Origin of the sequence: Paraburkholderia nemoris, assembly GCF_905221015.1 — a bacterium.
GTDB classification, from domain to species: Bacteria; Pseudomonadota; Gammaproteobacteria; order Burkholderiales; family Burkholderiaceae; genus Paraburkholderia; species Paraburkholderia nemoris.
The window spans coordinates 272,517-294,667 of the sequence record NZ_CAJNBO010000005.1 but is presented as its reverse complement, the minus strand read 5'-3'; the positions used below and the strand labels follow the sequence as shown (position 1 = coordinate 294,667).

Below are 22,151 nucleotides of genomic sequence, written 5' to 3'. Positions count from 1 at the left end.
ACAGCGCAAACGCCTCTCGAGCGTGGCCTTTCGTATCCAGCAAGTTTACGTGAGCGCCCCTTCGGCGAATTGTGTAAAAAGGTCGCACGGATGCGATGGCACAATGCGGGTCTGGCGCTGCGTTGTATGTTGTGTTGCCTGTTTTCGAGTTCAGGAAAAATGTCGTGAGTGATGTGCCAAACAGCGTTGTGAAGCGCGAGTCCCCGTTCCATGTGGCCGGTCATGCATGCCGTCCCGATTGCGGCGCGTGTTGTATCGCGCCTTCGATTTCGAGTCCGATCCCTGGTATGCCGAATGGCAAACCGGCGGGCGTGCGCTGCGTGCAACTCGGCGATGATCTGCGCTGCGCGATCTTCGGTCAGCCGGAGCGGCCGGCGTGCTGTTCCGGTCTGCAACCGCAGATGGAGATGTGCGGCACGAGCCGCAGCGAGGCGCTCGCGTGGCTCACCCAGCTTGAAGCGCAGACTCAACCGCAACCGGCGCTGCGCCAATAGCGCGCGTGAACGATTCCGCCACGTCATCCATCCGGACAAACAACCCAACGCAACCGCATGCTCGAGAAGGCTTCCACAGGAGATTTCGCATGACTCGACCCGCTGCGCCGACCCGGCGCCGCTTCCTGCTTGCCGCGCTGACAGGCTGCACCGCGCTTGGCATCACCGTGTCGCTGGCGGCCTGCGCGACCTCGACCTTCCCGTTTATCCCCTCGCATTACACGTTCTCGCAGCAGCAGGTGCAGGACGCGGTGCAGCGCAAATTCCCCTATCAACGCACGGTTTCGCAAGTGTTCGACGTCGCGCTAACCAACCCGGTGGTCGGTTTCCTGCCGGACGCAAACCGCGTTTCGGTGAAGCTCGACGCCCGGCTCGCGAGCCCATTCATGCCGCAGCCGGTCGACGGCGTATTCACACTGTCAAGCGAACTGGCCTACGACGCCGCCAGCAAATCCGTCGTGCTGAAGTCACCGAGCGTCGACAACGTCAGCGTAAGCGGCCAGGCGCAGGCCTACACGCAGCAGATCAATGCAGCGGCAGCCGTGCTCGCTACGCAGTTGCTGACCAACTATCCGATCTACACCTTCAAACCCGAACAGCTGCAATTTGCCGGTGTGAATTACGAACCCGGTACAATCACCATCCTTACAAACGGCATACGCGTGCAAATCGTCGAGAAATGACGCTACGCGCGGCCGGCAGGGCCGCGCACACCGTGCCGCCCCTGTTCGTTTCGACTATCTATAACAACGAGGGTCACGGATGGACTGGCTATTGGCTTGCAAGGCGCTGATTCTGGGCGTCGTCGAAGGGCTGACGGAATTTTTGCCGGTGTCGAGCACCGGCCATTTGATCGTCGTGGGCAGTCTGCTCAATTTCACGGATGACCACGCGAAAACCTTCGATGTCGTGATCCAGCTCGGCGCGATTCTGGCCGTGTGCTGGGAGTTCCGGCGCCGTATCGGCAGCGTGGTGGTCGGCTTGCCTAGCCGGCCCGATGCAAGGCGCTTTACGCTGAATGTGATCATCGCGACGATTCCGGCGGTTGTGCTCGGCCTGCTGTTCGAGAAGGCGATCAAGGCGGCGCTGTTTTCGCCCGTGCCGGTCGCGTTCGCGTTAGTGGCGGGCGGGGTGGTGATTCTGTGGGCGGAAGCGCGTCAGCGCGCGCGAGGCGACGTGGCGGCACGTGTCCAGAACGTCGACGATTTGAGCCCACTGGATGCGTTGAAAGTCGGCCTCGCTCAATGTTTTGCGTTGATCCCGGGCATGTCGCGCTCAGGTTCGACGATCATCGGCGGGATGCTGTTCGGTCTCGACCGGCGCGTTGCTACGGAGTTTTCTTTCTTTCTCGCGATTCCGATTATCTTTGGCGCGACGGCTTACGAGCTCTACAAAGACTGGCATCTGCTGTCCGTCGACGCGCTTGGCAGTTTTGCGCTCGGCTTCGTGGCGGCCTTCATCAGCGCCTTCGCTTGCGTGCGCTGGCTGCTGCGCTATATCTCCGCGCACGATTTCACTGTGTTCGCGTGGTACCGGATCGGCTTTGGACTGTTGATCCTGCTGGTGGGTTACAGCGGCGCGTTGAGCTGGGCAGACTGAATCTCCGCTTGTCTTTCGCGTCATGAAAAAAGGTCCGCGTTTGCGGACCTTTTTGCTTTTGGCGAGCACAACTGCAGTGCGGTTTTATACCGCGCTGCGCTTCCTGAACACCAGATCCCACACGCCATGCCCGAGTCGCAGCCCACGGCGCTCGAACTTCGTCACCGGACGATACTCGGGACGCGGCGCGTAGCCGTCAGCGGTATTTTCGAGCGCAGGATCGGCGCCCAGCACCTCGAGCATCTGCTCGGCGTAGTTCTGCCAGTCGGTCGCGCAATGCAGATAGGCGCCCGGCTTCAGACGCGAAACCAGCAAAGCGACGAACTTCGGCTGGATCAGCCGGCGCTTGTGGTGGCGCGCCTTGTGCCAAGGGTCGGGAAAGAAGATATGCACGCCGTCGAGGCTGTCCGGCGCGATCATCTGCTCAAGCACTTCGACTGCGTCGTGCTGAATGATGCGGATGTTCGACAACGTCTGCTCACCCATCAGCTTTAGCAGCGCGCCAACGCCTGGCTCGTGTACTTCAACGCCGAGGAAGTCGTCGTCGGGACGGTGCGAGGCGATCTCCGCAGTGGTCGCGCCCATTCCGAAGCCGATTTCCAGCACACGCGGCGCTGTGCGGCCAAACACGCTATTCCAGTCGGGTTGCTGCGGCGTGAAGGGCACGACGAAACGCGGACCGAGTTCGTCCATGGCGCGGCGCTGGCCGGTCGATACGCGACCAGCGCGCGTGACAAAGCTGCGGATGCGGCGTCGATGCAGGGCTTCGTCATGCGGGGTGTCGGCAGTCGCGTCGGCGTCGGCCGGTTGGCCTTCGGCTTCTGCTTCGGTGGAAGGCGGCGGGAGTTCGTCGGGCAGGCCCGCGTCGTTTGGATCGTGGATCATTATCGATACTGCTACTAGGGTGAGGGCCTGGCGGCTTGCATGGCGTGTTGCGAGGCGCCTTTTGCGTTTGTGCTTACGCTTGCCGCGGCATGGGCCGCAGTTTGCAGGCGCGGTTCGCTCGAATCGCCATGCCGGGCCGCTGCCACTACAAAAAAGCCGCCTTCATGGGAGGCGGCTCGTGCTGGATTCTGCTGAAGGCTCAGCAGGAAGGTGGAGCGGGCGTTGCAAGTGCGCGTAAGGTAGCACACCCGAAAAGGGTGCGTCCAGACGGTGGCCGGCTTGAAGCGGCGCGGAAATCGGCACGAAGATTACGTTTTCATAACCGTGACAGCCATTCGTATGATTTAATCGCGCTGTAAGCCATTCCGTTGCAACGATTATCAAAACGAAAATCCACCATGGGCAAACACGCACACAATCATCGTCAGGCAAAAGCCGCCAAAACGGATTGGGTCGCTATCGATCCAACTGCGGTTCCAACTACTTCCCAGAATGCGCTTCGCAAGGCAATGGCCATTGAGGGCGTGCCGCTCACGCAATTCAACGATTTACTGTGGCTCATGGCGCAGGAGTCGAGCGGTGTGGTCGACGTGCGCAATGGGAAGTCGTCCGCACGCGGGCTTTATCAGTTGCTGCGGCCTCAATATGAATTGAATCCGAATGGCGAAAAATCTTTCGGTAATGCGGTTGAAGAATGTCAGGGCGGGATTCGCTATATTCTCGGGCGATATCACACTGCGGCATCTGCGCGGCTGTTCTGGGAAAAACACCACTGGTATTGAGCAATGAAAAAGTTTCTATTGATGGGCTTTGTGTCCGCCATGTGCTGGATGGGCGTCGCACAGGCCGCTGATGCCGGCGTGCCGCGCTTTGAAGATTTCGCGGTCAGCGACACCTTCGCGGGCAAAGCGGCGAAAGTGCGGCTCGTATCCGCGGACGACAAGGAATATGCGACGCGTATCCGCGAAGCCAGCCGGCAGAAGCCGAACTTCGCCGGGCACTACGTGCTGGCAAGCTGGGGCTGCGGGGCGTCCTGCGTGTCCAGCGTGGCGATCGACGCGAAGACCGGCCGCGTCACGTGGCTGCCTTTTACGGTGTGCTGCTGGGACGTGGATGTGCAGGAGCCGATCGAATTCCGGCGCGACAGCCGCCTGCTGGTGGTTCACGGCAGCAGGAATGAAGCGGGTAGCGGGACGTACTACTATGCGTTGGACAAAGACGAATTCAAGCTGGTCAAGGCGGTTGAGAAAGCTGCGAAGAACTAGCTGCGACTCGCGCAATGGCGTGTTGACGCCACGCGGGCTCATCTTGCCTCATCTTGCGTTTGTGCGACTTCTCGAATGACAGACGGGGAGGACGTAGCGGGTGGGAAATGCGGCAAGGTGCTGCAGATTCAGATCCTTTCGCGAAGCCACCTGGTTAATCGCCAGGCTGGCTGAAAAGAATCTGGAGCGGGCGATGGGAATCGAACCCACGGCTCTAGCTTGGGAAGCTAGGGTATTACCATTATACGACGCCCGCAGAGCGCACGATTCTACTCGGGAAGGGGCGGTTAGCGCAAATCGCGCTGCCGCCACCCTTGTTCGCAAGGCGCACGGAGCGCCGTTCAGATCACGAAGTAGGTTAACTGAACGGCCGCACGCGTGACCACCATCAGCAGTACCTGCACGATCACGAACAGCAGGATCGGCGAGAGGTCGATGCCGCCGAGTTGCGGCACCACGCGGCGCAGCGGATTCAGGAACGGCGCGGTCAGCTGGTACAGAATCGGCATGGCCGGCGAGCGCGGATTGAGCCACGACAGCAGCGCCATCAGGATCGTCATCCAGATGATCAGGTTCAGCGCCCACTTGATGACGGTCAGTACCGCAACGATCAGCAGCGTGGGCACGAGCGTGAGCGGATCGGCGCCCGTGAGCACCACCATCAGCACCACATAAACGATCGCTGCAATCAGCGCTGCGACGAGACTCGCCCAGTCGATGTTGCGGGTGCTGTGCAGAATGTGCCGCAAAGGCAGCACGATCCAGTTGGTGGCTTGCATCACGGCGTTCGTCACGGGGTTGTACGGCGGCATGCGCACGACCTGCAACCATGCGCGCAGCAGCAGCGCGGCGCCGAACAGCGTAAAGACGGTATTGAGCAGAAAACGGGCGATATCGCCAAACATCTCGTGTCCTTATCCTTCGGAAGGCGGCCGTCGACCGGCCGCAGGGTGCCGGCGCTGACCGATCGGTGCGCCGGCGGGTTCATTTGGATTGCCTGCGCCGTTCCGGGGAGGGCGCGTTACGCGTCACAAATGAGGACGCAGTGCTTCAATTTCCAGATGCTCGAGTAGGCTAATCGGCGAACTGCATGCCGCCAGACCACACCCCCCACGGGATATCACACAGAAATCTTGATTTCGCTGATCAGAATCGTGCCGTTGCCGCCGTCGGTGTAATTCGGGATGTCGGCAACCAACTGCTCCGAGGCCGACTTGAAGACTTTGTAGAAGTCGTCCGTGCTATCGAACAGGAAGTGGCCTGCGGCGACATACGGCGGCGGCGTTCCTGGCGGCCCGGCATTGATGCCGACGTCGACCGACCAGCCTCTCAGCGACGGCCCGAACAGCCTGGCCGCGAGCGGCATGTGCGTGACGCAGTAATAGTCCACGTCGAAGTGGCCGTTTTCCCGATACGGATAAAGGATGCTGACCTTGATCATTGTGCGTTCTCGTCTGTTGGTCCCGAGGCGCGGCGCTGGCGGATTGCGCGCGGCGCCGGACGTCACATTATCACGGCTTACTTGACGCTTGCACCTGCTGCGGCCTGATTCAGCGACCGGTTAAGCGATTCTTCCACCGCCTCGGCAATCGTCTCGATCGCGGCGGGCGGTTTGACGCGCCGTTCGGCCAGTCCGACCGCGCGCCGCGTCAGCAAACCGTACAGCGCCGCATGATCGCCGCCAAGACCTTCGAGCAACGCCAACTGCTTTTCCACAACGCCCGTATCGCCGCGCGACACGGGGCCCGCAAGCGCATTGGGCAGGCCCTTGTCGCGAGCGGTTTCGATCGTGCCGGAGAGCATCGGCAGCAGCGCGCGCAGCGCGTCGTCTTCGGCAAAACCCAGCGTGCGCCATAGCGCCACGCATTCTGCGAGGCTGCACAGCGCGAAGCTGGCGGCATAATGCGCGGCCGCGTGGTACAGCATGCGGCCGCCCGCCGGGATCGACAGCGGATGGCAGCGCAGGGCGACGGCCAGCGCCGTCAGCGCCTCCATGAGCGCGCCGTCGGCCTCGATCGTCACCGAGCAGCCGGCGATCCGCTCCAGGTCGGCGAGATCGCCGCTAAAGAGGTACAGTGGGTGAAAGCCGCCGATCGAGGCACCCTGGTCACGCGCCGGGGCCAGCAACTCCACCGGCGAGGCGCCGCTGCAATGTACGAGCGCTTTGCCGTATGGGCCGCTTGCCGCGTCCGCCGTGAACCGCAGTGTGTGCGCTGTCGTACCGATGCTGTCGTCGGGAACGGCTACAAAGACGATATCAGCTGCGTCGACAACCTGTTGTGGATCGTCGAATGCGGCGCAATGTTCGATTTGACTGGCGAGCCGGCCGGCCGAGGCCGCCGAGCGGCTCGCCACCGCCGTGACAGGATAGCCGGCGCGTGAAAAGCTCAGCGCGAGACAGCGCGCGAGCCGGCCCGCACCGATGAAGCCGAGGCGCGGCAGAGAGGGCTGGGACATGGTTGCGTGCTCCAGGCGGGACACTTGAACGGGAATGCAGCAGTATCGCGCATCCGTCCGGCAGCGGTGTGTCCGGGTGCGGGTATTCCTCTGATCAGTCCGCGTGCGATATGGCGCGTCCGGTCGGTCATCCGGCCACAGACGCCCCGCGGGTCCGAAAACTGCTCACAATTTCCTTCATGAGCCGGTTTTGCAGTTGCTGTTCTGGGTTTTTCGTCTCGCAGTCAGATTCGGGAGGTAACGATGAATATTTTTTCTTACCGAAAGCACTTGCGGTTCCTGACGCACTCACAGCGCCGTCGCTGGTGGGATCAGAAAAAGCGCCTGACGCCACGCGTGCGCATCAGTGGCGCGTATGTTCCGCCCAACGTCTCCCGAGAATTCGCCTATGTGAAGGTAGGCTGACAATACCGTCTGCTGATGGGTAAGAAATGCCCGGTGCGATTGCACCGGGCATTTTTCGTTTGGGCCGTCAGGATTGAAGCTAATTTGTAATCAAAGATTACTGACAAGCGAGAACCGGGAGCCGCAAGACCCGCAAGGCAGTGGGTTCACGCGCGCTTCACCGCTGGCAAACCCTTAGTTCTCAGTCTGTTGCGCGGCATGTACTGGCGGCCTCGCGCCGGCGCACTTTCCAACCTATTGCCGCCAATTGCAATTTGCAACAAATGCGAACATCTATGCATGGTCTTTTTCGATACATTGAATTCATAGCATGCAAGGCATGCGAAGTCGGCGACCTTAGTGGGCCGCGCCAGGAGAATAAAAGTGAAAAAGATCGTTCCGTTTGTCGTTGCCGCCGCACTCGGCGTGGGGTTCGCTACTGCTGCTGAGGCGCACGTTTCCGTCGGTATCGGTATTGGCATTCCGGTTGCGCCCGCGTATCCGGTTTATGCCGCGCCGCCGCCGGTCTATTACGCGCCGCCGCCTCCGCCGGTGGTGTATGCGCCGGGCTATTACGCACCGCCGCCGGCAGTCGTGGTGGGTGGGTATTACGGTGGCTACGGCCGTCCTTATTATCACCACGGCTATTACGGTCGCGGTTACTACGGCCACGGCTACTATCGCCGTTAATCGCAAGACGCGCGCAGAGATGTGTTGACGGCGTAACGCCGGCTTGATCGCCGGGTTACGCCGTTTGTGTTTCTACGCAGGCATACCAAGCGACGTACCAAAGCATCGTCGAAGCTGGGAGAATGGCTGTTTCGCCACCGCTCTGGAGAGTTTCGTCAATGCAAGCGCTTCCCGCTCCCACCTTCGACGACGTACTCGACGCCGCTGCGCGTCTCGAAGGCGTCGCCCATCGCACCCCCGTTCTAACCTCGAGCACGTTCAACGAGCGCACGGGCGCGTCGGTGTTCTTCAAGTGCGAAAATTTTCAGCGCATGGGCGCTTTCAAGTTTCGCGGCGCCTACAACGCGATTTCGCACTTCGACGCGGAGCAACGTAAAGCGGGTGTGTTGACGTACTCGTCGGGCAATCACGCGCAAGCTATCGCGCTATCGGCGCGTCTTGCCGGGATTCACGCCACGATCATCATGCCGCACGACGCGCCTGCTGCCAAAGTCGCGGCGACCAAGGGCTATGGCGGCGAAGTGATCAGCTACGACCGCTACACCGAGAATCGCGAAGAGATCGGCCGGCGGCTCGCCGAAGAGCGCGGCATGACGCTGATTCCGCCGTACGACCATCCGCATGTGATCGCCGGGCAGGGCACGGCAGTGAAGGAGTTGATCGAGGAAACCGGCCCGCTCGACATGCTGTTCGTTTGTCTCGGCGGCGGTGGACTGATCGGTGGCAGCGCACTGTCGGTGGCGGCACTGAGCCCGGCATGCACCGTCATCGGTATCGAACCCGAAGCGGGCAACGACGGTCAGCAATCGCTCGCACGCGGCGAGATCGTGCATATCGACACGCCGCGCACGATTGCCGACGGCGCTGCTTCCACGCATCTCGGCGACTACACGTTCGCGATTATCCGGAAGCTGGTCGCGCAGATCGAAACGGTCAGCGACGAACAGTTGATCGAGACCATGCGTTTCTTCGCACAGCGCATGAAGATCGTGGTCGAGCCGACCGGTTGCCTCGCCGCGGCGGCCGTGCTCAATGGCATCGTGCCGGTGAAGGGCAAGCGCGTGGGTGTGGTGGTGAGCGGGGGCAACGTCGATCTGGCGAAGCTGGCGCAGTATCTCGCCTGATAGGCTGCTTGATCGTTTTTGCACCGCGCTGCGCACGTTGAAATTGAGGGAAGACGGCTCGCTAAGGCGAGCCGTTTTTTCTAGCTTGCTACCTGTGCGGTCTGCACGATCAGATCGCGATACCCGTTCACGATCACGCTATACGAGAAGTAGGCGAACAGCAGCGCCGACAACACATGGCACGCGCGCAGCAAACCGGTGCCGGCGCGTTTGCGTCCATGGCTGCCAAGTCCGCAGATAAAGATCGTCCAGCACAAGCCGCCGAGGAAGAAGCCGCCGAGGAATACCGGTGCCGTCGTCGCGCTGGTGGCGCCGGCTTTTGCGATCAGCGCGCCGCCGACTGCGGCGAACCACAGAATCGCCGATGGCGACGACATCGCCAGCAATGCGCCGCGCACGAAACCGCGCCACGGGGAAAGATGCGGCGCGTTGGCATCCGCTTCGCCGGCAACTGCAGGCGCCGTCGCCGGGAACAGCGCTTCACGCGCCATCTTCCATGTGAGAAACAACAGGACCGCCGCGCCGCCAATCCACACGACCCAGCGCACCGATTCGAATTGCAGCAGCGCAGCCATTCCCGCGAGCGCGAGCGCCGCGTAAACGAGATCGCCGAAACAGGAACCCAGGCCCAGCCAGAAACCCGGTTTGAAGCCGTGCGACAGCGTCAGCGAAATCATCGCGACGTTGACGAGACCGATATCCAGACACAAGGACAACGACAGAAAAAAACCATCCGACATCATTGAAAAGGCATGCATCCGCGCAACTGCTCCATCAGTTTTGTTATTCAGACTTGTTCAAGCGCGAGCGATCCGGCTGGTGAACGGATCGCTTCGATGCCGACAGAATCAGGAATTCAACGGTGTGGCCGGTGTGATTCGAGGCCTGTTTTTACAGTCCCAACTCGCTCCACAAGCTGTCGATGCGTTTTTTGACCGCGCCGTCCATCTCGATCGGGCGGCCCCATTCGCGATCGGTTTCGCCGGGCCATTTGTTGGTGGCGTCGAGTCCCATCTTCGATCCGAGACCCGCCACCGGCGAGGCGAAATCCAGATAGTCGATCGGCGTGCGATCGACCAGCACGGTGTCGCGCGCCGGGTCGATACGCGTGGTGATCGCCCAGATCACTTCCTTCCAGTCGCGGATATTCACGTCCTCGTCGACCACGACGATGAACTTCGTATACATGAATTGCCGCAGGAAACTCCACACGCCGAACATCACGCGTTTGGCGTGGCCGGGGTAGCTCTTCTTCATCTGCACGATCGCCATCCGGTAGCTGCATCCTTCGGGCGGCAGATAGAAGTCGGTGATCTCGGTGAACTGCTTCTGCAACAGCGGCACGAACACTTCGTTGAGCGCGACGCCGAGCACGGCGGGTTCATCGGGCGGTTTGCCGGTGTAGGTGGAGTGATAGATCGCGTCGCGCCGCATGGTGATGCGTTCGACCGTGAAGACGGGAAACCACTCCTGCTCGTTGTAGTAGCCGGTGTGGTCGCCATAGGGGCCTTCCAGCGCGTGCTCGTAAGCGGCGGACGCGCCCTTGGCCGGACGCGGCGGCGCGCCCGCGGGAGCAGGCGAGGGCGTGCCTTCCTGGGGATAGATGAAGCCTTCCAGGACGATTTCCGCGCGCGCGGGCACCTGCAAATCGTCGACGCCCGGCGTGATGCACTTGGCGAGTTCGGTGCGGCCGCCGCGCAGCAATCCGGCGAACTGGTATTCGGAGAGCGTGTCGGGCACCGGCGTCACCGCACCGAGGATGGTCGCCGGATCGGCGCCCAGCACCACGGCCACGGGATAAGGCTTGCCCGGATTCTGCAGCGCGAACTCGCGGAAATCGAGTGCGCCGCCGCGATGCGCAAGCCAGCGCATGATAAGTTTGTTACGCCCGATCAGTTGCTGGCGATATATGCCTAAATTTTGTCGGCTCTTATTCGGGCCTTTTGTGACGGTCAGACCCCATGTGATCAGCGGCCCCGCATCGCCTGGCCAGCAGGTCTGAATCGGCAGCTTTGCGAGGTCGACGTCGTTGCCTTCCCAGACGATTTCCTGGCAGGGTGGCGCGCTCACTGTTTTGGGCGCCATGTCCCACACCGCCTTCGCGAGCGAGAACAGTTTGCCGGCGTCCTTGAGCCCCTTCGGCGGCTCCGGTTCCTTCAATGCGGAGAGCAGGCGGCCGACGTCGCGCAGCGACTCCAGCGCGGCGCCATCGCCTTCGCCTGCTTGGGCGTCGATACCCATGCCGAGCGCCACACGGCGTGGCGTGCCGAACAGGTTGCCGAGGACCGGAAACGCGTGCTGCTGCTGGCTCTCAAACAATATCGCCGGACCGCCGGCGCGCAGGACGCGGTCGCACAGTTCGGTCATTTCCAGGACGGGCGAGACGTTTTGCGAGATGCGGCGCAGTTCACCGATCGTTTCGAGACGGCCGACGAAATCGCGCAGGTCTTTGTATTTCATCTGGTGCGGTAGAGGGCCGCGCAAGCGGCAAAAAGGTAGGGCGCCGCAGGGCTTCGCGGTGCCAGAACGATTGTCGATTTTACCTGTGTTGGCAGGCGCACGTAGATTGGCCAAACGGCCGACTTTGGAAGGACTAATTGAGATAGCTCAAGAAGCGCGCACCACGCGGTTCTTAACGGACTGAACACTGTTCATTATTACAATTAGTTATACATTTGCCTATCTATAGTGTTGACGATCTATAAAACCCTGCATAGAATCCGTCCACATTGGTTGCAGGGCGTGAACGTTTTTACCGCCGCCCCGGTCCCTTCAGACGCAACGCGTCACCGCTTACCGACCCCCTGTACGGTATTTGTCGGTCTTACTGAAGTCCTCGCCAGCGCCTGTTGACGCTGGTTTTTCGCGTGGGAGCCTCCGCCTGCATGTTTTTTTGGCATGCCGCGGGCCTCTTTTCAAGATGGCTCCCCACAAACGGTATTTGCCGTTTTCCCGACGTCGCTGCTGCCCTAACCAGACAGAGCGCGCGATGTCTTGACTCTGCGAATGTGTGTTACCGCCTGTTCGACTGGTGGAGTTCGCGGATCATGCAACATGGGAGATCTGAATGAACGCCTGGTTATCGTGGCGTCCCGATGAGCGTATTGCGCAAGTTGTGCGTGGTGCGTTGCGTCGCGGGACGCGAATGAGTCATCACCTGTTCAGCATCGTCGGCGGAATCGCCGTCGTGCTGGCCGTTACGCTGTGGCTGATGCCGGCTTTGCGCGGCACCCTTGCCGCCAAGCTGATGCCGGTCATCTCCGCCGCTGTGCAAGCCGGTCCCGCCCGTCTGCTGCAGGGCCACCCGCTGCCGGCTTTCGGGCCGCCTGGTGCGTCCTCTGACGAGGCGCTGTCCGCGAATTCGGCCGGTAGCGACACCGTCAGCGGTGCGAACAACGGCAACAACGGCAACAATGGCGTCACCGCCAGCAATACGAGCTATGACGGCGCCTTCGACGGCACCGGCACGTCCGGTATGGGCGTGGCTGCATTGAACGGCCTCGATCCGCGCACCATGCAGAGCGTCTCCGCGCTGGCACGGCTGATCCCGGCGCAACGCGTCTCTGCCGATGCACGCGACGATCGTGTGCTGGTCTCGACCCGCGAGCAGAATCTGGTTTCGTCTTACCTGGCGCGGCGCTATCGCGTTGCTCAGGAGCCCGTTAGCGAGCTCGTGAAGGCAGCGTTCGACACCGGCCGCGAAGTCGGTCTCGACCCGCTTCTCCTGCTGTCCGTGATGGCAATCGAATCGGGCTTCAACCCGTACGCCGAGAGCGGCGTGGGCGCGCAGGGCCTGATGCAGGTGATGTCCAAGGTTCACTCGGACAAGTTCCAGTATTTCGGCGGCCAGAGCGCGGCGCTTGAACCGGTTGCGAACATCAAGGTGGGCGCGCTGGTGCTGAAGGATTGCATCGCACGCGGCGGTTCGCTGCCGGGCGGCCTGCGTCTCTACGTGGGCTCGACCTCGCAGGACGACGGCGGCTACGGCGCCAAGGTGATGGCCGAGCGTGGCCGTCTGCGCGACGTGGCGCGTGGCCGCAAGGTGCCGATCAACGCACCGCAGGCTCCGGTGTTGACGGCGTCGAACACGACTACGGCTGCAGCGGCGTCGACCAACGGCAAGCGCGTACAGATGACGCTCGATGCCGGTCATCCGCTGAGCGCGGCAGCGCCGGTGAAGACACCGGTGTCCGAGCAGGACGACGCCAGTTCCAATGCGACCAAGCACGTGGCATCGGCTTCGGAGTTGGGCGCTTGAGGTTGACGTAACCCGGTTCGCCGAGCCAGAGCGCGGCCGATACAGAAAAGGACACCCGAGGGTGTCCTTTTTCTTTTGTGGCTTGCGCTGTGGCGGCCTGCGGTGGTGGCGTGCGCGGCCGTGAAGCGTGTGTCACAGGCATTGATTGCAATCCGCCTCGCCGTCGCCGAGCCCTTTGGCGACTCAAAGCCGCAGAGCGCTCCGGAGCCTCTATCCGGTCAGTGCCGTCCGAAGAGCTTCGCCAGCCGCTCGACAGCTTCTTCCAGCTTCGGCAGGGCGGTTGCATACGACAGCCGGATGTAGTCCTTTGGCGCGTGCGTGCCGAAGTCCATGCCGGGCACCAGCACCACGCCCGCGTCGTGCAGCATCGCTTTGGTGAGCGCCGCGCTGTCTCCGGCCGCCGGATGCGCGACGGTGCGGCAATCGGCGTACACATAGAACGCGCCGTCCGGCATCACCGGCACCGAGAAACCCAGCGATTCGAGCGCCGGCGCAATGAAGTCACGGCGGCGCTTGAATTCGAGGCGGCGCGCTTCGTAGATGGCGATTGTGTCCGGTTCGAAGCAGGCCAGCGCTGCATGCTGCGCGAGTGCTGACGCGCAGATGAACAGGTTCTGCGCGAGCTTTTCGAACGAGCCGACCATGCCAGGCGGCACCACCAGCCAGCCCAAACGCCAGCCGGTCATGTTGAAGTACTTCGAGAAGCTGTTGACGGTGATGACGTCTTCACCGAACGAGAGCGCCGAGACGGGCTTCGCGTCGTAGCTCAGGCCCTGGTAGATCTCGTCGACGATCGTAAAGCCGCCACGCGCCCGCACGGCCTTGACGATGCGTTCGAGTTCGGCCGGTTCGATCGACGTGCCCGTCGGGTTAGACGGCGACGCCAGCAGCACGCCGCGGGTGTGTTCGTTCCACAGGCGTTCGACGTCGGCGGCGGTCAGCTGAAAGCGTTCGGCTGGCCCGCTCGGCACCATCACCGGCTTGCCTTCGGCCGCGATCACGAAGTGGCGGTTGCACGGGTAGCACGGGTCGGGCATCAGTACTTCATCGTCGCGATCGACCAGCGCCGCGCAAGCCAGCAGCAGCGCGGCAGATGCGCCGGCGGTGACGACGATCCGTGCAGGATCGACGCTCACGCCGTAGAACTCAGCGTAGTGCGCCGAGATCGCTTCGCGCAGCGCGTGCAGGCCAAGTGCGTTCGTGTATTGCGTGACGCCGCGGCGCAGGGCGCTCGCGGCCGCCTTGATGACCGGCTCGGGCGCGGTGAAATCGGGTTCGCCGATTCCCATGTGGATGATGTCGCGCCCTTCGCGCTCGAGTAGAGCGGCTTCCTTGGCCAGTTCCATCACATAGAAAGGCTGGATGGCGTCAACGCGGGCAGCAAGCCGCACCAAGGGTTCGGTCACGGAGTTCATACGATCAAATCCAGTTCAGAAGCAACAACGGGACGGCGCCTGAAGCGCTCGCCCCGCTTCAAGCTCAATGCTTGCGGGCTGCCTGCGTTTCGGCAGCGCGCAATTGCGCCGACAGCTTGTCCAGCACGCCGTTCACGTACTTGTAGCCGTCCGCGCCGCCAAACGTCTTGGCGAGTTCGACCGCTTCATTGATGACCACGCGATACGGGATATCGACGTGATTCTTCAGTTCGAACGCGGCGACCAGCAGCACAGCGCGTTCGACCGGCGAAAGCTGATCGATCGGGCGGTCGAGGCACGGTGCGATATCGGCGGAGAGTGCTTCCGAATCGCGGATCACGCCGTGCAGGATGGCGTCCAGATGTTCGTGGTCGGCCTTGTCGAAGCCCTGCGCGCCGCGCAGCTGCGCGTCGATTTCACCGCCGGGCGAACCCGACAGCAGCCACTGGTAAAGCCCCTGCGTGGCCAGTTCGCGGGAGCGTCGGCGTGCGCTCTTCATGCCTCTTCCTCTTCTTCGTCTTCTTCCTCGTCGTCACCGCCGAGCTGTTCGAGCGCGACCGAGAGGTTCGCCATTTCGACGGCCACGCGCGCTGCGTCACGACCCTTCTCGGTCATGCGCGCGACGGCTTGTTCGTCGTTTTCGGTGGTCAGCACGGCGTTCGCGACCGGGATGCCGAAGTCGAGGCCGATGCGGGTGATGCCCGCGCCGCTTTCGTTCGACACCAGTTCGAAGTGGTACGTCTCGCCGCGAATCACCGCGCCCAGCGCGATCAGTGCGTCGAATTGCGCGCTTTCGGCGAGCTTTTGCAGCGCCAGCGGGATTTCCAGCGCGCCCGGCACGGTGACCAGCAGCACGTCTTCGCCGGTCACGCCGAGGCGTTCGAGTTCTTCGATGCACGAATCCGCGAGACCGTTGCAGACTGGTTCGTTAAAGCGCGCCTGGACGATGCCGATACGCAGTCCGTCGCCGTCGAGATTCGGTTGGTATTGTCCGATTTCCATGTGAATTCCGTAGTGTTTTGAGTTGGCGCTTAAGCGCGTGAATGGTCGGATCAGCCTTGTTGCGGAGCCTGTGCGGTGCTGCCCGGCATCGGCACGAAGCCGGTGACTTCCAGGCCGTACCCCGACATGCTGCCCAGCTTGCGCGGGTTCGACAGCACCTGCATCTTGCCGACACCCAGCTCACGCAGGATCTGCGCGCCGATGCCGTACGTCTTGAAGTCGACCGGCCGGCGTTTGAGCGCCTCGGCTTTCTCTTTCGAATCGAACGCCTTGAACACGTCGACCAGATGCTCCTTCGAATCGCCGCAGTTCAGGAGCACGATCACACCGAGGTCGCGCTCGGCGATTTCTTTCATGGCCGCATCCAGCGTCCACGAGTGAGTCGATTTGCCGACTTCGAGCAGATCCAGCATGGACAGTGGCTCGTGCACGCGCACCAGTGTTTCCTGCTCAGGGTTGGGCGTGCCGCGCACCAGCGCGATATGCGGCTGGCCGCTCGGCTGGTCGAGATACATCACCGCGCGAAACGCGCCGTGCGCGGTTTGCATGGTGCGTTCGCAAATGCGCTCGACGATCGATTCGGTGCGGCTGCGGTAGTGAATCAGATCCGCGATCGTGCCGATCTTCAGATCGTGCTCTTTGGCGAATTCCATCAGGTCCGGCAGGCGCGCCATCGTGCCGTCGTCTTTAATGACTTCGCAGATCACCGCGGCCGGCGTGAGGCCTGCCAGCGCAGTGAAGTCGCAGCCGGCCTCGGTATGGCCGGCGCGCACCAGCACGCCGCCGGGCTGCGCCATGATCGGGAACACGTGTCCTGGCTGCACGATGTGCTCGGCCTTGGTGTCCGGTGCGACCGCCACGGCGATCGTGCGGGCGCGGTCGGCCGCCGAGATGCCCGTGGTCACGCCTTCGGCTGCTTCGATACTGACGGTGAACGCCGTGCCGTACTGCGTGCCGTTGCGATAGGTCATGAGCGGCAGGTTCAGCAGCTTGCAGCGTTCCTGCGTGAGCGTCAGACAAATCAGGCCGCGGCCGTAGCGGGCCATGAAGTTGATCGCTTCCGGCGTGACGAATTCGGCGGCGATCACGAGGTCGCCCTCGTTTTCGCGGTCTTCTTCGTCGACGAGGATCACCATCCGGCCTGCTTTCAGTTCGGCAATGATCTCTTGAGTGGAGGCGAGCGTCATGTTGGCGGAGTTTTTCGAAGAAAGCGCGTATTTTACGCCACGCGCGCCCTCAAGTCGCCTGGGCCGGATGGCATAGGCCGTTTGGCGAGGCACTTAGGGCTGTCCGGCGGCGGTTTGACAGGGCGGCGTTGCTATAATTCGCCGCGCCCGCGAAGGCCACCTCCAGTAAACAACTTCCCCGCTAAACCCGTTCGAGAAAGATCATGCCGCACTATCGCTCACGCACATCGACTCACGGCCGCAACATGGCCGGCGCCCGCGCCCTGTGGCGCGCTACCGGAATGAAAGACGACGATTTCGGCAAGCCGATCATCGCAGTGGTGAACTCGTTTACCCAGTTCGTGCCGGGCCATGTGCATCTGCGTGACCTGGGCGCGCTGGTCGCGAAGGAAATCGAAGCGGCCGGCGGTGTGGCCAAGGAATTCAACACCATCGCGGTAGACGACGGCATTGCGATGGGCCACGGCGGCATGCTGTATTCGCTGCCTTCGCGCGAGCTGATCGCCGACTCGGTGGAATACATGGTCAACGCGCACTGCGCCGACGCCATGGTCTGCATCTCCAATTGCGACAAGATCACCCCGGGCATGCTGATGGCCGCCATGCGCCTGAACATTCCGGTTGTGTTCGTGTCCGGCGGTCCGATGGAAGCGGGCAAGGTCAAATCGCCGACGGACGGCCAGGTGATCGCCAAGATCGACCTGATCGACGCGATGGTCAAGGCCGCGGACCCCAAGATCAGCGACGCTGAAGTGGCCGAAGTCGAGCGCAGTGCCTGCCCGACGTGCGGCTCCTGCTCGGGCATGTTCACCGCGAACTCGATGAATTGCCTGACCGAGGCGATTGGTCTCGCGTTGCCGGGCAACGGCACGATTGTCGCCACGCATGCATGGCGTAAGGGCCTGTTCGAACAGGCCGGGCGCCTCGTGGTGGACCTGTGCCGCCGCTACTATCAGGAAGAAGACGCGTCGGTCCTGCCGCGCAGCATCGCCACCAAGCAGGCATTCGAGAACGCCATGGCGCTCGACGTGGCCATGGGCGGTTCGACCAATACCGTGCTGCACCTGCTGGCTGCCGCGCAGGAAGCCGGCGTCGATTTCACGATGTCCGACATCGACCGCATCTCGCGCAAAGTGCCGTGCCTGTGCAAAGCGGCGCCCGCCACCGACAAATACCATATCGAAGACGTGCACCGTGCCGGCGGCATCCTCGGTATTCTCGGTGAACTGGCTCGTGCGGATCTGCTGGACCTGTCGTGCGGCAACGTGCATAGCGGCACGTTGGGCAATGCCATCGCCAAATGGGACGTCGCCGGTGGCGCGGGTGAAGAAGCGCAGAAGTTCTTCCGCGCGGCCCCGGGCGGCATTCCGACCACTGTCGCGTTCAGCCAGGAAGCCACGTTCGCGTCGCTGGATACCGACCGCAAGACCGGTTGTATTCGCAGCAAGCAGGACGCGTATTCGAAAGACGGCGGTCTCGCCGTGCTCTACGGCAACCTCGCGGAGAAGGGCTGCATCGTCAAGACCGCCGGTGTTGACGAATCGCAGTGGATTTTCTCCGGGCGCGCGCGCGTCTTCGAGAGTCAGGACGACGCTGTCGACGCCATTCTGGGCGACAAGGTGGTGGCGGGTGACGTGGTCGTGATCCGTTACGAAGGTCCGAAGGGCGGTCCCGGCATGCAGGAAATGCTGTACCCCACGTCGTATCTGAAGTCCAAGGGCCTCGGCAAGACCTGTGCGCTGTTCACCGACGGCCGTTTCTCCGGCGGTTCGTCAGGGCTCGTGATCGGCCATGCGTCGCCGGAAGCAGCCGAAGGCGGCACGATCGGTCTGGTGGAAGATGGCGATGTGATCGAGATCGACATTCCCAAGCGCAAGATGCATCTGGTGGTGTCAGACGACGAATTGGCGCGCCGTCGCGAGGCCATGGAGGCTCGCGGTGATAAGGCGTGGATGCCGGTGGATCGTGAGCGTGTGGTGTCGCAGGCGTTGCAGGCCTATGCGGCGCTGGCGACTTCAGCGGACCGCGGCGCCGTGCGGGACCTCTCGCAATTGAAGCGCAAGTAAGGTGTAGTTGAAGCTTGGCTGACCGGCTCGCTGAAACAGGAGCCGTGAAGCCGGGCGGCGTCCGCAACGGACGCCGCCCGTCAAGCCGATTACTTCAAAGGTTGCTGTCCGTCCTGCGATGCCGACAGCATTCGCTCCACATACCGCGCAATCAGATCGATCTCCAGATTCACCTGCGAACCCTCGCGCAAATTCTTTAGCGACGTCACCTGAACCGTGTGCGGAATAAGATTGATCGAGAATTCGCAGCCGTCGTCGCGATCGTTAACCGAGTTGACAGTCAAGCTCACGCCGTTGACCGTGATCGAGCCTTTGAAAGCCAAATAGCGGCCGATTTCACGCGGCGCCAGCACGCGCAGTTCGTGCGACTCGCCTACCGGCGCGAAACGTGTGACCGTGCCGAGACCATCGACGTGGCCGGAGACGATATGGCCGCCGAGCCGGTCGTGCGCCCGGAGCGCCTTCTCGAGATTGACTTCGCCCGGCTCGCCGAGACCGACCGTGCAATTCAGGCTTTCGCGCGACACGTCCACTTCGAATGAATGCGCGGCTTTTTCCACCACCGTCATGCAGGCGCCCTGGATCGTGATGCTGTCGCCGAGCTGCACGTCTTCGAGATCGAGGCCGCCGGCTTCGACATTCAGGCGCACGCCGGCGTCGCCATCCGTACCGAGGGGCTTGACTGATTCGATGCGGCCCACCGCCGCGACGATTCCTGTAAACATCGTGCTAATCCTTGATCAATTCGAAGTTGGTTGGGGTGCGGGCTCGGTGCCGGCTTCGGGTGCCGGATCCGGCACGGCGCGGGGCACAAAGCGAGCAAGAATCCGCAGATCGTCGCCGATCCGGTCGACTGCGTGGAAGTTCAGTTGCGTGCGGCCGTCGAGCGTTTCCGGCGCGTTCAGATTGAACATGCTCATCGAGTCTACGCCAAGCAGGCTTGGCGCGAGATAGACCAACAGTTCGTCGACGCAGCCTTCGCGCAGCAGCGAACCGTTCAGCTTGTAGCCCGCCTCGACGTGCAGTTCGTTGACGTTACGCTCGCCGAGTATTTTCAGCATGGCGGGCAAATCGACCTTGCCGGACGCGTTCGCCAGTTGCACGATCTCCGCGCCGCGATCGCGCAGCGCGGCGGCTCGTTCGGTGTGACGCTCGTCGAGATTGCCGCAGAAAATCAGCGTGGGTGCGCCGGCCAGAATCTGCGCGTCAGGCGGCACGTCGAGCTGGCTGTCAATCAGCACGCGTTGCGGCTGGCGCGGGGTGTCGACGGCACGCACGGTCATGCGCGGATCGTCTTCCCTGACAGTGCCGATGCCAGTCAGAATCGCCGACGCGCGGGCGCGCCACGCGTGACCGTCGGCGCGCGCCGCTTCGCCGGTAATCCATTGACTGACGCCCGACGGCAAGCCGGTGCGGCCATCCAGCGAGGCGGCCACTTTCATGCGCACCCATGGGCGGCCGCGCGTCATGCGCGACACGAAGCCGATGTTCAGTTCATGCGCTTCGTTGGCGAGCAGTCCGCAACGTACTTCAATGCCGGCGTCGCGCAGCATCTTGAGTCCACGCCCGGAGACTTGCGGATTCGGGTCTTCCATCGCGGCGACCACGCGCTCGACCTGCGCCTCGATCAGCGCGTTCGCGCACGGCGGCGTGCGGCCGAAATGGCTGCACGGCTCGAGCGTCACGTAGGCCGTGGCGCCGCGCAGATCATGGCCGCGCGAACGCGCATCCTTCAACGCGCGAACCTCGGCATGATCCTGACCGGCCGGTTGCGTGAAGCCTTCGCCGATCACCTCGCCGTTCTTGACAAGCACGCAACCGACGCGCGGATTCGGGTCGGTCGTGTACATGCCGCGCTTGGCTAGCGCGAGCGCGCGTTCCATGTAGACGAAGTCGGTTTGCGAAAACATCGGTGTCCGGTCGGGTACGGTGGCTAGGCAGTATTGAACCTGGATTCAGGTGGTTTGCGTGTCTTGCCGGCTTCAGGCCGCGAGCGAGGCGAACGCGCCGCGCGCCGCGTCGATTGTCGCGTCGACGATCGCGTCGTCGTGCACGATCGACACGAAGCCCGCTTCATACGCCGACGGCGCGAAGTACACGCCCGCGTCGAGCATCTTGTGGAAGAACGCATTGAAGCGCGGCACGTCGCTCTTCGTGACTTCGGCAAAGCTGGTTGGGACCGACTCGGTGAAGTAGAGGCCGAACATGCCACCGAGCGAATCGGCCGCGAACGGCACCTTCGCTTCACGCGCGACATTCGCGAGTCCTTGCGCAAGACGCGTGGTGCGGGCGGCGAGCGTGTCGTAGAAGCCCGGCGCCTGGATCAGCTGCAGCGTCTTCAGACCCGCGGCGACCGCGATCGGGTTGCCCGACAGCGTGCCCGCCTGGTAGACGCCGCCGAGCGGCGCGAGGTGCGCCATGATGTCGCGCCGGCCGCCAAAGGCCGCCGCCGGCATACCGCCGCCGATCACCTTGCCCAGACACGTCAGGTCCGGCGTGATGCCGTAGACCTCTTGCGCGCCACCCAGGGCGACGCGGAAACCGCACATCACTTCGTCGAAAATCAGCACCGAGCCGTACTCGGTGCACAGGCGCCGCAAGGTTTGCAGGAATTCTGGCGTGGCGCGCACGAGGTTCATGTTGCCCGCCACCGGCTCGACGATCACCGAGGCGATTTCGTTGCCGAACGCCTTGAACGCTTCTTCGAGTTCCGCGACGTTGTTGTACTCGAGTACCGTGGTGTGCTTGGCGATATCGGCCGGCACGCCCGCCGAAGTCGGATTGCCAAAGGTGAGCAGGCCCGAGCCGGCTTTGACCAGCAGGCTGTCCGCGTGACCGTGATAGCAGCCTTCGAACTTGACGATGCGGCTGCGGTTCGTGAAGCCGCGCGCGAGACGCAGCGCGCTCATGGTCGCTTCGGTGCCGCTCGAGACCATGCGGACCTGTTCGATCGACGGGACCAGTTTGGAGATTTCTTCGGCGATTTCGATTTCGGATTCTGTCGGCGCGCCGAACGAGAAGCCGTTAGCCAGCACGCGCTGGACGGCTTCCAGCACTTCAGGATGGACGTGGCCGAGGATCATCGGGCCCCATGAGCCGATGTAGTCGATATAGCGTTGGCCGTCCGCGTCCCAGAAGTACGCTCCTTCAGCGCGTTCGATGAAACGCGGCGTGCCGCCCACCGAACGGAAGGCGCGGACCGGCGAGTTCACGCCGCCGGGGATGGTGCGCTGTGCGCGTTCGAAGAGGGTCTGATTGTTGGACATGGCGATGGCTGGAAATTGGGTTGCGCAGCGGCGCGGGTAGCCTGGAGGCGGCTGACGCG

The 22,151-nt window shown here is 62.7% G+C and carries 22 protein-coding genes and 1 tRNA gene; 9 read left to right on the top strand and 14 right to left on the bottom strand.

What is annotated here, in order from left to right; genetic code table 11:
* The first annotated feature begins 164 nt into the window (after positions 1-164).
* From KHO33_RS10200 to KHO33_RS10190, 3 genes are all read left to right on the top strand, one after another.
* Complete coding sequence (locus KHO33_RS10200; protein WP_128576496.1) at positions 165-494, top strand: YkgJ family cysteine cluster protein; 330 nt, start codon at positions 165-167, stop codon at positions 492-494.
* An 89-nt stretch (positions 495-583) separates the two neighbouring features.
* Positions 584-1,177, top strand: a complete 594-nt coding sequence (locus tag KHO33_RS10195) for a DUF1439 domain-containing protein (protein WP_054037362.1) — start codon at positions 584-586, stop codon at positions 1,175-1,177.
* Between the two features lie 79 nt (positions 1,178-1,256).
* The gene (locus KHO33_RS10190) at positions 1,257-2,093 is read left to right on the top strand and encodes an undecaprenyl-diphosphate phosphatase (RefSeq protein ID WP_054037360.1); all 837 of its coding nucleotides are present in this window, start codon (positions 1,257-1,259) and stop codon (positions 2,091-2,093) included.
* A gap of 84 nt (positions 2,094-2,177) precedes the next feature.
* On the opposite strand, the gene trmB is transcribed toward KHO33_RS10190, so the two are convergent.
* Positions 2,178-2,978: a tRNA (guanosine(46)-N7)-methyltransferase TrmB gene (gene trmB, locus KHO33_RS10185; RefSeq protein ID WP_054037358.1), complete on the bottom strand. Its 801-nt coding sequence runs from the start codon at positions 2,976-2,978 to the stop codon at positions 2,178-2,180.
* 398 nt (positions 2,979-3,376) lie between these two features.
* Here trmB and KHO33_RS10180 point away from each other — a divergent pair, with 398 nt between their 5' ends.
* Together KHO33_RS10180 and KHO33_RS10175 are read left to right on the top strand one after the other, a co-directional pair.
* Positions 3,377-3,760: an aggregation-promoting factor C-terminal-like domain-containing protein gene (locus tag KHO33_RS10180; protein ID WP_054037356.1), complete on the top strand. Its 384-nt coding sequence runs from the start codon at positions 3,377-3,379 to the stop codon at positions 3,758-3,760.
* A 3-nt stretch (positions 3,761-3,763) separates the two neighbouring features.
* Positions 3,764-4,243, top strand: a complete 480-nt coding sequence (locus KHO33_RS10175; protein ID WP_200564711.1) for a hypothetical protein — start codon at positions 3,764-3,766, stop codon at positions 4,241-4,243.
* Between the two features lie 182 nt (positions 4,244-4,425).
* Here KHO33_RS10175 and KHO33_RS10170 read toward each other — a convergent pair.
* The 4 genes from KHO33_RS10170 to KHO33_RS10155 form a co-directional block, all read right to left on the bottom strand.
* A tRNA-Gly gene (locus KHO33_RS10170) sits at positions 4,426-4,499 on the bottom strand.
* 85 nt (positions 4,500-4,584) lie between these two features.
* The gene (locus tag KHO33_RS10165) at positions 4,585-5,148 is read right to left on the bottom strand and encodes a YggT family protein (RefSeq protein ID WP_054037352.1); all 564 of its coding nucleotides are present in this window, start codon (positions 5,146-5,148) and stop codon (positions 4,585-4,587) included.
* 215 nt (positions 5,149-5,363) lie between these two features.
* The gene (locus KHO33_RS10160) at positions 5,364-5,684 is read right to left on the bottom strand and encodes an EthD family reductase (protein WP_054037420.1); all 321 of its coding nucleotides are present in this window, start codon (positions 5,682-5,684) and stop codon (positions 5,364-5,366) included.
* Positions 5,685-5,761: 77 nt separating this feature from the next.
* Complete coding sequence (locus tag KHO33_RS10155) at positions 5,762-6,700, bottom strand: Rossmann-like and DUF2520 domain-containing protein (RefSeq protein ID WP_054037349.1); 939 nt, start codon at positions 6,698-6,700, stop codon at positions 5,762-5,764.
* A gap of 768 nt (positions 6,701-7,468) precedes the next feature.
* Between KHO33_RS10155 and KHO33_RS10150 the strand changes: the two genes are divergently transcribed.
* Both KHO33_RS10150 and KHO33_RS10145 read left to right on the top strand, forming a co-directional pair.
* Positions 7,469-7,774, top strand: coding sequence for a hypothetical protein (locus KHO33_RS10150; RefSeq protein WP_054037347.1), 306 nt, complete (start codon positions 7,469-7,471; stop codon positions 7,772-7,774).
* Positions 7,775-7,932: 158 nt separating this feature from the next.
* Positions 7,933-8,898 carry a threo-3-hydroxy-L-aspartate ammonia-lyase gene (locus tag KHO33_RS10145; protein WP_200564710.1) on the top strand — a complete coding sequence of 322 codons (966 nt, stop codon included), beginning with the start codon at positions 7,933-7,935 and terminating at the stop codon, positions 8,896-8,898.
* Between the two features lie 80 nt (positions 8,899-8,978).
* On the opposite strand, the gene KHO33_RS10140 is transcribed toward KHO33_RS10145, so the two are convergent.
* Entirely contained in the window at positions 8,979-9,656 is a 678-nt protein-coding gene (locus tag KHO33_RS10140) for a LysE family translocator (protein WP_200564709.1), read from the bottom strand.
* A 133-nt stretch (positions 9,657-9,789) separates the two neighbouring features.
* Positions 9,790-11,358: a UbiD family decarboxylase gene (locus KHO33_RS10135; RefSeq protein WP_200564708.1), complete on the bottom strand. Its 1,569-nt coding sequence runs from the start codon at positions 11,356-11,358 to the stop codon at positions 9,790-9,792.
* Between the two features lie 607 nt (positions 11,359-11,965).
* Here KHO33_RS10135 and KHO33_RS10130 point away from each other — a divergent pair.
* The gene (locus KHO33_RS10130; RefSeq protein ID WP_200564707.1) at positions 11,966-13,156 is read left to right on the top strand and encodes a lytic transglycosylase domain-containing protein; all 1,191 of its coding nucleotides are present in this window, start codon (positions 11,966-11,968) and stop codon (positions 13,154-13,156) included.
* Positions 13,157-13,374: 218 nt separating this feature from the next.
* On the opposite strand, the gene KHO33_RS10125 is transcribed toward KHO33_RS10130, so the two are convergent.
* The 4 genes from KHO33_RS10125 to ribBA all read right to left on the bottom strand — a co-directional run bounded on the left by KHO33_RS10125 (position 13,375) and on the right by ribBA (position 16,760).
* Complete coding sequence (locus KHO33_RS10125; RefSeq protein ID WP_200564706.1) at positions 13,375-14,571, bottom strand: pyridoxal phosphate-dependent aminotransferase; 1,197 nt, start codon at positions 14,569-14,571, stop codon at positions 13,375-13,377.
* Between the two features lie 64 nt (positions 14,572-14,635).
* Positions 14,636-15,070 carry a transcription antitermination factor NusB gene (nusB, locus tag KHO33_RS10120; RefSeq protein WP_054037337.1) on the bottom strand — a complete coding sequence of 145 codons (435 nt, stop codon included), beginning with the start codon at positions 15,068-15,070 and terminating at the stop codon, positions 14,636-14,638.
* Positions 15,067-15,573, bottom strand: coding sequence for a 6,7-dimethyl-8-ribityllumazine synthase (gene ribH, locus KHO33_RS10115; RefSeq protein ID WP_054037335.1), 507 nt, complete (start codon positions 15,571-15,573; stop codon positions 15,067-15,069). Before ribH ends, nusB begins: the two co-directional genes overlap by 4 nt.
* A gap of 50 nt (positions 15,574-15,623) precedes the next feature.
* Positions 15,624-16,760, bottom strand: coding sequence for a bifunctional 3,4-dihydroxy-2-butanone-4-phosphate synthase/GTP cyclohydrolase II (gene ribBA / locus KHO33_RS10110; RefSeq protein WP_054037333.1), 1,137 nt, complete (start codon positions 16,758-16,760; stop codon positions 15,624-15,626).
* Positions 16,761-16,963: 203 nt separating this feature from the next.
* On the opposite strand from ribBA, the gene ilvD reads away from it, so the two are divergent.
* On the top strand, positions 16,964-18,826 hold the full coding sequence (ilvD, locus tag KHO33_RS10105) for a dihydroxy-acid dehydratase (protein ID WP_200564705.1): 1,863 nt from the start codon (positions 16,964-16,966) through the stop codon (positions 18,824-18,826).
* Between the two features lie 89 nt (positions 18,827-18,915).
* Here ilvD and KHO33_RS10100 read toward each other — a convergent pair whose 3' ends face one another.
* The 3 genes from KHO33_RS10100 to hemL form a co-directional block, all read right to left on the bottom strand.
* Positions 18,916-19,551: a riboflavin synthase gene (locus tag KHO33_RS10100; RefSeq protein WP_200564704.1), complete on the bottom strand. Its 636-nt coding sequence runs from the start codon at positions 19,549-19,551 to the stop codon at positions 18,916-18,918.
* 15 nt (positions 19,552-19,566) lie between these two features.
* Positions 19,567-20,736: a bifunctional diaminohydroxyphosphoribosylaminopyrimidine deaminase/5-amino-6-(5-phosphoribosylamino)uracil reductase RibD gene (ribD, locus tag KHO33_RS10095; protein WP_200564703.1), complete on the bottom strand. Its 1,170-nt coding sequence runs from the start codon at positions 20,734-20,736 to the stop codon at positions 19,567-19,569.
* A 72-nt stretch (positions 20,737-20,808) separates the two neighbouring features.
* Positions 20,809-22,092: a glutamate-1-semialdehyde 2,1-aminomutase gene (gene hemL / locus KHO33_RS10090; RefSeq protein WP_200564702.1), complete on the bottom strand. Its 1,284-nt coding sequence runs from the start codon at positions 22,090-22,092 to the stop codon at positions 20,809-20,811.
* Positions 22,093-22,151: the final 59 nt, after the last annotated feature.

What these genes read in the sequence shown, in the direction of transcription:
- KHO33_RS10155 (WP_054037349.1), bottom strand. Translation starts at nt 6,700, where the DNA reads ATGTCCCAGCCCTCTCTGCCGCGCCTCGGCTTCATCGGTGCGGGCCGG.
- trmB (WP_054037358.1), bottom strand. Translation starts at nt 2,978, where the DNA reads ATGATCCACGATCCAAACGACGCGGGCCTGCCCGACGAACTCCCGCCG.
- KHO33_RS10180 (WP_054037356.1), top strand. Translation starts at nt 3,377, where the DNA reads ATGGGCAAACACGCACACAATCATCGTCAGGCAAAAGCCGCCAAAACG.
- nusB (WP_054037337.1), bottom strand. Translation starts at nt 15,070, where the DNA reads ATGAAGAGCGCACGCCGACGCTCCCGCGAACTGGCCACGCAGGGGCTT.
- KHO33_RS10140 (WP_200564709.1), bottom strand. Translation starts at nt 9,656, where the DNA reads ATGCATGCCTTTTCAATGATGTCGGATGGTTTTTTTCTGTCGTTGTCC.
- KHO33_RS10165 (WP_054037352.1), bottom strand. Translation starts at nt 5,148, where the DNA reads ATGTTTGGCGATATCGCCCGTTTTCTGCTCAATACCGTCTTTACGCTG.
- hemL (WP_200564702.1), bottom strand. Translation starts at nt 22,092, where the DNA reads ATGTCCAACAATCAGACCCTCTTCGAACGCGCACAGCGCACCATCCCC.
- KHO33_RS10135 (WP_200564708.1), bottom strand. Translation starts at nt 11,358, where the DNA reads ATGAAATACAAAGACCTGCGCGATTTCGTCGGCCGTCTCGAAACGATC.
- KHO33_RS10130 (WP_200564707.1), top strand. Translation starts at nt 11,966, where the DNA reads ATGAACGCCTGGTTATCGTGGCGTCCCGATGAGCGTATTGCGCAAGTT.
- KHO33_RS10175 (WP_200564711.1), top strand. Translation starts at nt 3,764, where the DNA reads ATGAAAAAGTTTCTATTGATGGGCTTTGTGTCCGCCATGTGCTGGATG.
- ribBA (WP_054037333.1), bottom strand. Translation starts at nt 16,760, where the DNA reads ATGACGCTCGCCTCCACTCAAGAGATCATTGCCGAACTGAAAGCAGGC.
- ribH (WP_054037335.1), bottom strand. Translation starts at nt 15,573, where the DNA reads ATGGAAATCGGACAATACCAACCGAATCTCGACGGCGACGGACTGCGT.
- ribD (WP_200564703.1), bottom strand. Translation starts at nt 20,736, where the DNA reads ATGTTTTCGCAAACCGACTTCGTCTACATGGAACGCGCGCTCGCGCTA.
- KHO33_RS10190 (WP_054037360.1), top strand. Translation starts at nt 1,257, where the DNA reads ATGGACTGGCTATTGGCTTGCAAGGCGCTGATTCTGGGCGTCGTCGAA.
- KHO33_RS10145 (WP_200564710.1), top strand. Translation starts at nt 7,933, where the DNA reads ATGCAAGCGCTTCCCGCTCCCACCTTCGACGACGTACTCGACGCCGCT.
- ilvD (WP_200564705.1), top strand. Translation starts at nt 16,964, where the DNA reads ATGCCGCACTATCGCTCACGCACATCGACTCACGGCCGCAACATGGCC.
- KHO33_RS10125 (WP_200564706.1), bottom strand. Translation starts at nt 14,571, where the DNA reads ATGAACTCCGTGACCGAACCCTTGGTGCGGCTTGCTGCCCGCGTTGAC.
- KHO33_RS10195 (WP_054037362.1), top strand. Translation starts at nt 584, where the DNA reads ATGACTCGACCCGCTGCGCCGACCCGGCGCCGCTTCCTGCTTGCCGCG.
- KHO33_RS10160 (WP_054037420.1), bottom strand. Translation starts at nt 5,684, where the DNA reads ATGATCAAGGTCAGCATCCTTTATCCGTATCGGGAAAACGGCCACTTC.
- KHO33_RS10100 (WP_200564704.1), bottom strand. Translation starts at nt 19,551, where the DNA reads ATGTTTACAGGAATCGTCGCGGCGGTGGGCCGCATCGAATCAGTCAAG.